Source organism: Phormidium pseudopriestleyi FRX01 (genome assembly GCF_017313335.1).
In the GTDB taxonomy this organism is placed as follows: Bacteria; Cyanobacteriota; Cyanobacteriia; order Cyanobacteriales; family Laspinemataceae; genus Laspinema; species Laspinema pseudopriestleyi.
In genome coordinates this window covers 1-9,060 of sequence record NZ_JAFLQW010000004.1, presented here as the reverse complement: position 1 = coordinate 9,060, position 9,060 = coordinate 1, and the positions used below count along the sequence as shown (strand labels likewise).

8 protein-coding genes are annotated in these 9,060 nt (G+C 45.9%); 3 read left to right on the top strand and 5 right to left on the bottom strand.

The window, feature by feature from the left end:
- Window positions 1-396 precede the first annotated feature (396 nt).
- Complete coding sequence (locus J0895_RS00150) at window positions 397-1,305, top strand: tetratricopeptide repeat protein (RefSeq protein ID WP_207086130.1); 909 nt, start codon at window positions 397-399, stop codon at window positions 1,303-1,305.
- A gap of 252 nt (window positions 1,306-1,557) precedes the next feature.
- Here the strand turns inward: J0895_RS00150 and J0895_RS00145 are convergent, their stop codons facing one another.
- Complete coding sequence (locus tag J0895_RS00145; RefSeq protein ID WP_207086129.1) at window positions 1,558-3,432, bottom strand: ABC transporter ATP-binding protein; 1,875 nt, start codon at window positions 3,430-3,432, stop codon at window positions 1,558-1,560.
- Window positions 3,433-3,517: 85 nt separating this feature from the next.
- Window positions 3,518-4,162, bottom strand: coding sequence for an ATP phosphoribosyltransferase (gene hisG / locus J0895_RS00140; RefSeq protein WP_207086128.1), 645 nt, complete (start codon window positions 4,160-4,162; stop codon window positions 3,518-3,520).
- Window positions 4,163-4,432: 270 nt separating this feature from the next.
- On the opposite strand from hisG, the gene J0895_RS00135 reads away from it, so the two are divergent.
- Both J0895_RS00135 and J0895_RS00130 read left to right on the top strand, forming a co-directional pair.
- Window positions 4,433-5,146, top strand: a complete 714-nt coding sequence (locus J0895_RS00135) for a response regulator transcription factor (RefSeq protein ID WP_207086127.1) — start codon at window positions 4,433-4,435, stop codon at window positions 5,144-5,146.
- A 118-nt stretch (window positions 5,147-5,264) separates the two neighbouring features.
- Window positions 5,265-5,855 carry a hypothetical protein gene (locus tag J0895_RS00130; protein WP_207086126.1) on the top strand — a complete coding sequence of 197 codons (591 nt, stop codon included), beginning with the start codon at window positions 5,265-5,267 and terminating at the stop codon, window positions 5,853-5,855.
- Window positions 5,856-6,003: 148 nt separating this feature from the next.
- On the opposite strand, the gene J0895_RS00125 is transcribed toward J0895_RS00130, so the two are convergent.
- The 3 genes from J0895_RS00125 to J0895_RS00115 all read right to left on the bottom strand — a co-directional run.
- Window positions 6,004-7,302 (bottom strand): serpin family protein, encoded by a 1,299-nt coding sequence (locus tag J0895_RS00125; RefSeq protein ID WP_207086125.1) that lies wholly within the window; start codon window positions 7,300-7,302, stop codon window positions 6,004-6,006.
- 113 nt (window positions 7,303-7,415) lie between these two features.
- The gene (locus J0895_RS00120; protein ID WP_207086124.1) at window positions 7,416-8,267 is read right to left on the bottom strand and encodes a metallophosphoesterase; all 852 of its coding nucleotides are present in this window, start codon (window positions 8,265-8,267) and stop codon (window positions 7,416-7,418) included.
- A gap of 184 nt (window positions 8,268-8,451) precedes the next feature.
- Window positions 8,452-9,060, bottom strand: a 609-nt coding sequence (locus J0895_RS00115; RefSeq protein WP_207086123.1) for a glutathione binding-like protein, incomplete at its 5' end; no start/stop codon positions are given.

Sequence of the window (9,060 nt, the reverse complement as noted above, 5' to 3'; positions counted from 1 at the left end):
CTAAGAGTTTAGACTCTTGGGGTGGAACGTTGAAAAACACTGGCCTAAATTTTTCACGTTTCATCCCCTGTCTAGGGTATCAAGGAAACTCATGATTCATCGGCTTAAAATTGTCAAGATTTACTGACAAAACTTCTCTAAAATTGGGGAATAAAGTGCGTTTAATTCGTGAAAGAAAAATATAAATTTAATTCAATATAAAGGGTCAAAAATCCCTTAAGATTCTAGAGGGGATTTACAGTGAATGGACCCCCAGAAACCTCGGATTAAAATTCTAGCCAAGTCAGTATAAACGCTTATCGAAAGGGCAGACAAGCAGCTAAATGGCAAAAAGATAGCCCGAATCGAGGGAACAAATCCACAAAGCGCAGATATTTTCTGCTTTGGAGCGCTATTATGAGCGAAAATCAAGACTCAATGGGATTAGACAATTCAATAGATCTAGGGAACAGTGCGACAGCGACTGCACTCAAGCCCGAATCAGCAGACCCACCGAAGGATTATCAAGAGTGGTATAAGCGGGCCAGCGTTCTCCATGACTCGAAACGGTATGAAGAGGCGATCGCCAGCTATAACAACGCCCTGGAAGTCCGACCCAATGATTATTGGGCCTGTTATGAACGCGCCAATGCACTAGCGGCCATCGAACGCTATCAAGAGGCCGTTGCCTCCTATGATCAGGCACTGGAAAGCAAACCCAATGATTATTGGGCCTGGTATCGCCGGGGGAATGCCTTAAGACATATCAACTGCCATGAAGAGGCCGTTGCTAATTACGATAAAGCCCTAGAATTGCGGTCACGGGACTATTGGGCCTGGTATCAACGGGGTAAAGCGTTAGGAGAACTCGGACAGGTTGAAGAGGCGATCGCCAGCTTTGACCAGGCCCTAAAAGAACGCCGGGATGACTATTGGGTCTGGTATCGTCGCGGGGAAGTCTTAGCAAAACACAATCGCTATGAAGAAGCGCTAGATAGTTATGACTGCGCGTTAGACCTCCGTCCGAATGATCCCTGGGCCTGGTATCGTCGCGGGGAAACCTGGCAACGGTTTGGCCGGTATGAAAAGGCGATCGCCAACTATGCCGAGGCCCTGGATATTGAGGCCGATTTTCCCGAAGTCCATTATGCCAAGGCCACCTGTCATCTCCTCCTCGGTCAAATTGAACGGGCGATCGAACATTTGCATTCTTATATTTCTCAAGCCCCAGAGCAATGTCAAGAACGCACTCGTCTGGATGGAACCTGGGACTCGATTCGTCACGACCTCCGATTCCAAGCCTTGTTACATGAAATCCAGGCTTGACCGATTGGCTTGAAGGTTTAGCTGAGTTATACCACATTGTACCAATCTTGAGCTAACTCACAAAAAAAGGCGATCGCCTCTTGACAGGCGATCGTATTTTGTGTATATTAGTATCATGGAAATCTGTGCCGAAATATATATAAGCTTTTGCGCTCCAAATCAATTTCCTCAAAGTTCGTAGTAACGCCTGAAGTTACTACGAACTCAGAAAGAGAACGCCTGAAGGCGTTACTACGAACGGGGAAAATATCCTTACTTTCCTAACATCTGTAACTGATATAAACCGGCATAGAGTCCACCTTGTTGGAGTAATTCCTCATGACTACCTTGTTCCACCAGTTGACCTTGCTTGAGGACTAGAATGCGATCGACATTTTTAATCGTCGAGAGACGGTGGGCGATAATAATCGCTGTGCGGTCCTGTAATAAATGGTCTAAGGCATCTTGAATTAACGACTCGGTTCCGACATCTAAACTGGCAGTTGCTTCATCTAGCACTAAAATTTTAGGATTGCGAATCGCTGCCCTAGCAAAAGCTAACAGTTGCTTTTGTCCCCCGGATAAATTAGTCCCCCGTTCCCGTAATTGGGTATTGTATCCTTGGGGTAAATCCTCAATAAAACTCGCCACATTGGTTCGTTCGGCAGCGGATTGAATCTCCGCTAGGCTATAGGTTTCTCCGAGGCCGATATTACTTTTAACATCCCCAGCGAACAAAAAACCATCCTGGAGAATGACCCCGATGTGCTGGCGTAATTCGGCTTGGCGCATATCTCGAACATTGACGCCATCGACGAGAATTTGACCTTGACTCGCTTCGTAGAGACGACACAACAACCGGACAATTGAACTTTTTCCAGCCCCAGTGGGACCGACTAGGGCGACTTTTTCACCGGGTTTGATGGTAAAGTCGAGGTTTTTGAGAACATAAGCATCATTTTTATAGGCAAAAGAAACATTCTGGAAGCGAATTTCTCCGGCATGAGGGTGAGAGTCATAGATCGCCGGAGCACTTTTCCCCGAGGCGGCACCTTGCCACGGGTCACCCACTGCCCGTTCTTTGACATCCGGATCGCGAATTTCGATGGTTTCGTTGAAAATATCGCTAATTCGTTCAATGGAGGTAAATCCCGCTTGAATGGCGGTAAATTTATCGGCAAATTGACGCAGAGGGTCAAATAAGCGTTGGGAAAATAGGATAAATTCCGCTAATTTTCCGACTGTCATGGTATCACCGATCACCAGTTGACCCCCTAACCACAAGACTCCGGCGATCGCCACAAAGGCAATCCATTCTAAGGTAGCAGAGACAGCCGAATCATAAAAAATGGTTTTGTCAACCGCTTTAATATAACGCTGGTTATTAACCCGGAAAATTTCCGCATTAAAGGCTTCCCGGCGAAAGATTTGGACCACGCCAACGCCGACAATATTTTCTTGTAACTTAGAGTTGAGGGAGGAGAGTTCTTCTCGCGCTTTATAGTTCTCTTTGCGATATTGTTGTTGGAAATAAATAATTAAGGAAGCAACGGGAATCAGCAACAGCAATAGCAGGAGTGCCAGTTGCCATTGCCGATAGAACATGATGATTAAGACGATCGCAATGGAAAATAAGTCCGTGATTACCCCAACTGCCCCAGTAGAAAAAACCTCGCCGAGGGCTTCTACATCGCTAGTCAGGCGGGTAATCAAACGTCCGACAGGAGTGCGATCAAAAAACCGGACCGCCAACGAGGTGACATGATCGAACAAATCATTGCGAATATCGGCAGTGATTTTTTGTCCGATTTCTTGAACGAAATAGGACTGAATCGCTTGTAAGGCAAATCGCACAGTAATCGTGAACAATAGCAACCCAGAAAGGAGATTTAAACCTTGTCTGAGGGTCATTGTTGTCAAAAACTCAAGATTCGTGGGTTCACTCCGGATCAAGGAAATCGTCTGACCGATAATAATCGGTTGGACGGCACCTGCAAAGGCTAAGGGAACTAATAATATCAGGGAAATCCCCAACAGACGGCTACTGCGACGGGCATAAGGCACCAAACGCAGAAATAAACGCCAATCATTTTCACGACGGCGCGATCGACCTTCTTTGGGAGTTGGGGGCGGTGATAAGCGAGTCATCAATAAACCTTATGGACAATGGAAAACAGATGTCATCCCACTCTAACGCAACCCCAGAGGCGATCGCCCTTGCGGATCCTAGGGATTACACTGCGGTTCTCGTCATTTCGCGGATGGCGGCAATGCGATCGCCGATGCCATCGGTATTCAGACGATAGCTAATCGGATGGGCAATCAATCTAGCCGAACTCTCAAATAACACCTCCATTTCAATCAGGCCATTTTCCTTGAGAGTCCGTCCCGTGGAGACCAAATCAACGATCGCCTCAGACATCCCCGTAATCGGTCCCAGTTCCACAGAACCCGACAGAGGAACGATTTCCACCGGCAAATCCAACCGTTGAAAGTATTCCCTCGCACAATGGACGAACTTACTGGCAACTCGTCCGTGGGCCGGTAAATCCAGCGATCGCCGGTAGGGACTCGACTCCTTCACCGCCACCGACAACCGACATTTGCCAAATCCCAAATCGAGCACTTGGGCCACTCGCGGCTGTTTTTCCCGCAACACATCATAACCGGCAACCCCCAACTGCGCTTGACCGTACTCCACATAAACCGGCACATCATGGGTCCTCACCAACAGCGCCCTGGCGGTCCCCGTGGGGTCTAAAATTTGTAACTGTCGATTCGACGAATCCAGAAATGCACTAAAATCCAATCCCACCGACTGCAACAGTCGGATGCTATCGGTTAACAACGATCCTTTCGGTAAAGCAACGGTCAGCATAAGACAAAATTAGAATTATCGGTCTTAGATTTTACCGGGGAATGGGGACAACCAACCAGGGTTCTGGCCCTCATTGGCGGCAAAGCAGACATCAATGTTGTCAACAAACTCCGTTTCTAACCGTTACTGGACAAACGCCCTCGGGGAAAATTTCTGAATCTAACCCTCAATCCGCAACGGGAGAATGGGGCTGGTGGGGGATGAGGGCAGACTGTCCAAACATCGGATGCACCCTCCCCAACCACCCCTCAACCATTACCAATCAAACAAATGCGAATTCTCTTAGTGGATGATGAAGTCCAACTCACGGAACCCCTAACTCGGGTCCTGACTCGGGAAGGATATCAAGTAGAAGTCGCCTCCGATGGCGCAACCGGGGCCGAATTAGCGCGGCAAGGGGGATATGACTTGCTGATTTTAGATTGGATGTTACCCCACCAATCTGGATTAGCTATTTGCCAGGAAATCCGTCGTCAAGGGGATGTGACGCCGGTTCTATTTCTGACGGCGAAAGATACTTTAGACGATCGCGTTCAAGGACTCGATGCTGGGGCGGATGATTATCTAGTAAAACCCTTTGAATTGCTAGAATTATTAGCGAGAGTTCGCGCACAACTGCGGCGATCGGCCACCCAGAAAACCCCAAACCCTGAGACTCATCTCCACCGGGATGATTTGGAACTCGACCTCGACAACCAGTTAGCTTACCGAGGGGGGCGTACCATTGAACTCTCGGAGAAAGAAAGCACTCTGCTGGAATATTTGATGCGCCACAGCGGACAATTACTCACCCACAGCGAAATTTATCAACATTTGTGGCCTACAGGAGAAAAACCCAGCAGCAACGTCCTCGCGGCCCAAATTCGCCTACTCCGACGCAAAATTGAAGCTCCAGGGGAGGTGCCATTAATTCATACGGTTTATGGTAAAGGGTATCGATTTGGGTCCGGGGGTGAATCGTCCTCATCTTCATGCCCTGACTAGATTTTTTGTGGGATTATTCCGGCAATAAATCAGACTCGGGAATCAGGATATCCCGAATTAAGTCTGAGGAACAGAAAATTGAACTATTCACTGATTTAGCATTGCGAAACGGAAAGTTATGTATTTGGATTATTTTTGGAAAACTCTGACTGAATTGGGCAACAATCAGGGTAGATTTAAGCCCCTAGGTTTACCGCTTTTACTGGCACTTGTCACCCTGAGTACGGTAAGTTGTACTACATCCCCCCAATCCTCTCAATCTCCCCAGTCTCCTGTAGTCAATCCCAGTTCACCCCCGATTCAGGACGATCGCGGCAGCGACACACCGGATGAAATGCCGATCGCCTCCTCGGTTTTACCTCAAACCAATGCCCAAGGGGATTATACAGGTAAATCTAACCATATTAATTGGCGAGTTGTAGACCCAGACCCCAACGGTTTGAACTGTCGCATGGGCGATCGGACTATTATCGAAGTGTGGAATCCCTCTGCTGGTGCCTTAAATATCGGCAGTTGGCCCGTAACAGGAACATTACCCCCCGATTCTACCTTCCAAGCGGCACTTTCTCCCGGTGGGTTTATCCTCACTTTTGATTCCAACAATCAAACCTGGATCTTTGTAGAAAGTAGCAATGGTCCCGAACAAACGAGCAATTGTTTCATTCGCGCCAATATTAACTACGTTGAACCCGTCAGCAACTCGCGTTAATCTTCTCCATGTTTGTAGTAACGACTTCAGTCGTTCTCAATGTCCGTGGGAGCATCTTCCTTCCTTGCTATAGCCAGAGAAAAAGATGCTCCCACTCCTTAATTATATGAGCAGAATTATTAAAAATTGCTTGACTAATTTAGAAGATTTAAAGCATCGGATTAACTAAAGTTCCCATAAACAGCAAAGTTCCGGTCGTATCATCCCGAATTGCAAAAAAGAAAGGGCGATCGATAATCATTTCCACTGGCCCACTGCGAGTCCCCAATATTCCCGTTACTGCCGATGCTTCCGTTCCTTGTTCATTCACCTCCAAAAATGTTTTATGCTTAATTTTACTAATCCAGAAAGGCTCGGGAGTAATTGAGCTAAAATCTGCTTGGGGGCTAAAAGCTATCCCCATATTCATCGCAGTTAGAATATCTTTGAGTTCAATATCATATTCTATTTTAAACCGGGGCAGTCCCAATTTTACAGGTTTATTTTCCCAATATTCTTTCAGCCATAAATTCCAGTTTTCGGGATTCAATTGCTCTAAAAATAAATCTAAACCCACTTCAGGATTAGGCAGAAAAATATATAAATTTACTTCTGCTGTATTGCCGTATGGCAAGGCGATCGCCTGGAACAAGTCATTTTCATAGTAAGCAAACTCTTGGGTTTGAAACATCAGGGGATGAGGTTTCATCTGTCCATCAGCTAAGGCAAATGGATACTCACGAGTATCAGATTCAGAAAATGGACTCAACCAGGCCGATTTAAAGTAAATAGCATTTAGTAACAGGGCAATAGTAGTGCTATCGAAATCATTAGGTTCTAAAATATGGTCTATTTTTTGACGAGTTTCTTCGGCTACCCACCCATTAATTACGGGGGCGGCAATAGCAGGGCTACTAAAATCAATTTCACGAGTTAGGGCGTGATAACTGGTTTCATTCCTTTGAATAAAATTAGCATTAAAAGAGCTATTTTGCCTCATCCAAAAAGAATTAGCAATGGCTAATTCTACTTCTGAATCTATTTCCTTGAGGTGAGTTTGGAGTGCGGATAGGGTGAGGTCAATTTGCCCTTGGTCCATCCCTGGAGTTTCCAAAACTGAGGCGATCGCCTCGTGAGTTGCTCCTGTTGCACCCCCATTGAGCATTTGTAAAGCTAGAGTCAAACTTAAGGGAGAAATAAAAATATTCTTGGCCTTTTGTTGCTGATAAATTTGAGAAAATAACTTGATACCAAAGCGAGTATTGGCGGCGATGATGGGTTTAGTAACCCCCGGATTTTCTACTGTTCCATTCAAAGTTATCCACGGTGGACTGATGGCTGTCTGAACGCTCATGTTGATGGCCGGAATCATGGCATAAGGGGGTTCGGAACCCTCCAATCTTGTCATCCAACCCAGGGTGGCGATCGCCACGGCACTCAGTAAAGCGATCGGTCTTACCGCATCCATACAATCTTTTTTCATACCCGTCCATTACATTTTTTTTAGTTTCGATGCAGAACCTTGTAAACAGCACTCTGAGAGATTTTTATTCGGGGATATCCTAGGGTGAAAAAACGGTTTTATTCCCTCTTTTTATCCGGATGTCCCTGCAAAGTAATAATCGTAACTTCTGGGGGACAAAATAGCCGTCCCGGGAAATAAGTCCCCAATCCTCGACTCACATAAAGTTGATTGTTTCCAACCTGATGCAATCCTTGAGACCAATCCCATCGCTCCACAATTTTATAACAGTCTTTTGACAGATAAGGAATCCATTGTCTCCAGGATTCAGGAATTCGTTCACGCAGGGTTTTCAAATAAGCAGGAATTGGCCCAATTATGGGTAAAATAATTTGCCCCCCATGAGTATGACCGGATAGCTGTAAATCAACCCGAAGTGTTTGCAAATAAGTTGCTGTATCGGGATTATGGGAGAGAATAATCCGGGGAATTGATTCATTAATCCTGGGAAAAACTGCCTGAGCATTAAACTGACCCGACTGCACCTCTGCCATTCCCACCACCGCTAAACCTGACCCTAAAGGATAGACCAATTCGTTCCAGAGAATAGGAATTCCAATCCTCTCGAATGCTGCAATAATGGTTGATTTGGAGTGAGGCAAATTGATATCATGGTTGCCTAAAATACCATAGATACCCCGGCGACTTTGGAGATGCTTGAGTTGCAATGTCAAAGGGTAAATGCAGTCAGGATTCAGGGTTACATAGTCCCCAGTCAGCAGGACCAAATCGGGGTCGGCATGATTGGACGCCGCGATCGCCTCGGCCAATAGTTTATCTGACAATCCCTCCTTTTCATAATGAAAATCCGATAACTGGACTAATTTTGTCCCGATCAGATGGGTGGGTAAATCGGCGATCGCCACGTTTAACCGTTCAATTTTTAACGATCCGGTCAGAAAACGGTGCATACCAGTAATTATCCTAGTGGACAGATAATCCCAGCATAACAAACTTTATCAAATCAACCCTCAAAGGCACTCTCCAAGGTTTGTAGTAACGACTGAAGTCGTTATCCCCGCTTTTGTGTCACGACTAAAGTCCTCCCTGCCATCCCCTATTCTCCGGCGCAATTTTCTCTTAAAAAAGAGTAATTTATGCAGGGACTGCCATACCCCGTTGAACTGCCGGACGTTCCTGTAGTATTTCTACCCAGTGCTTCAGATGGGGGTGTTTTTCCAAAGTCAACCCCATAAACTCGTAACTCGCTACCCAGGGATAAAGCGCAATATCCGCAATGGAGTAATCCTCCCCCGCAATATAGGGGCGATCGGCCAATTGTCCGTTTAATACCCCATATAATCGCAAAGTTTCTTGCTCATAACGGGCGATCGCATAAGGAACTTTTTCCGGCGCAAACCGATTAAAATGATTAAACTGCCCAAACATCGGACCCACACTTGCCATCTGAAACATCAAACACTCCATCACTTGATAGCGAGATTTAGTCTCTGTTGGCAGCAATTTCCCCATTTTTTCCGCCAAATACATCAAGATAGCCCCCGATTCAAACACAGTCATTTCTGTATCATGGTCGATAATTGCCGGAATTTTGCTATTGGGATTAATCGCCACAAAATCTGGTAAAAATTGCTGCCCTTGGGTAATATCAATTTTATGGACATTGTAGGAAATATTCAACTCTTCTAACAGAATAGAAACCTTGCGTCCATTGGGCGTCGTAAAGGTATAAAGGTCAATCAT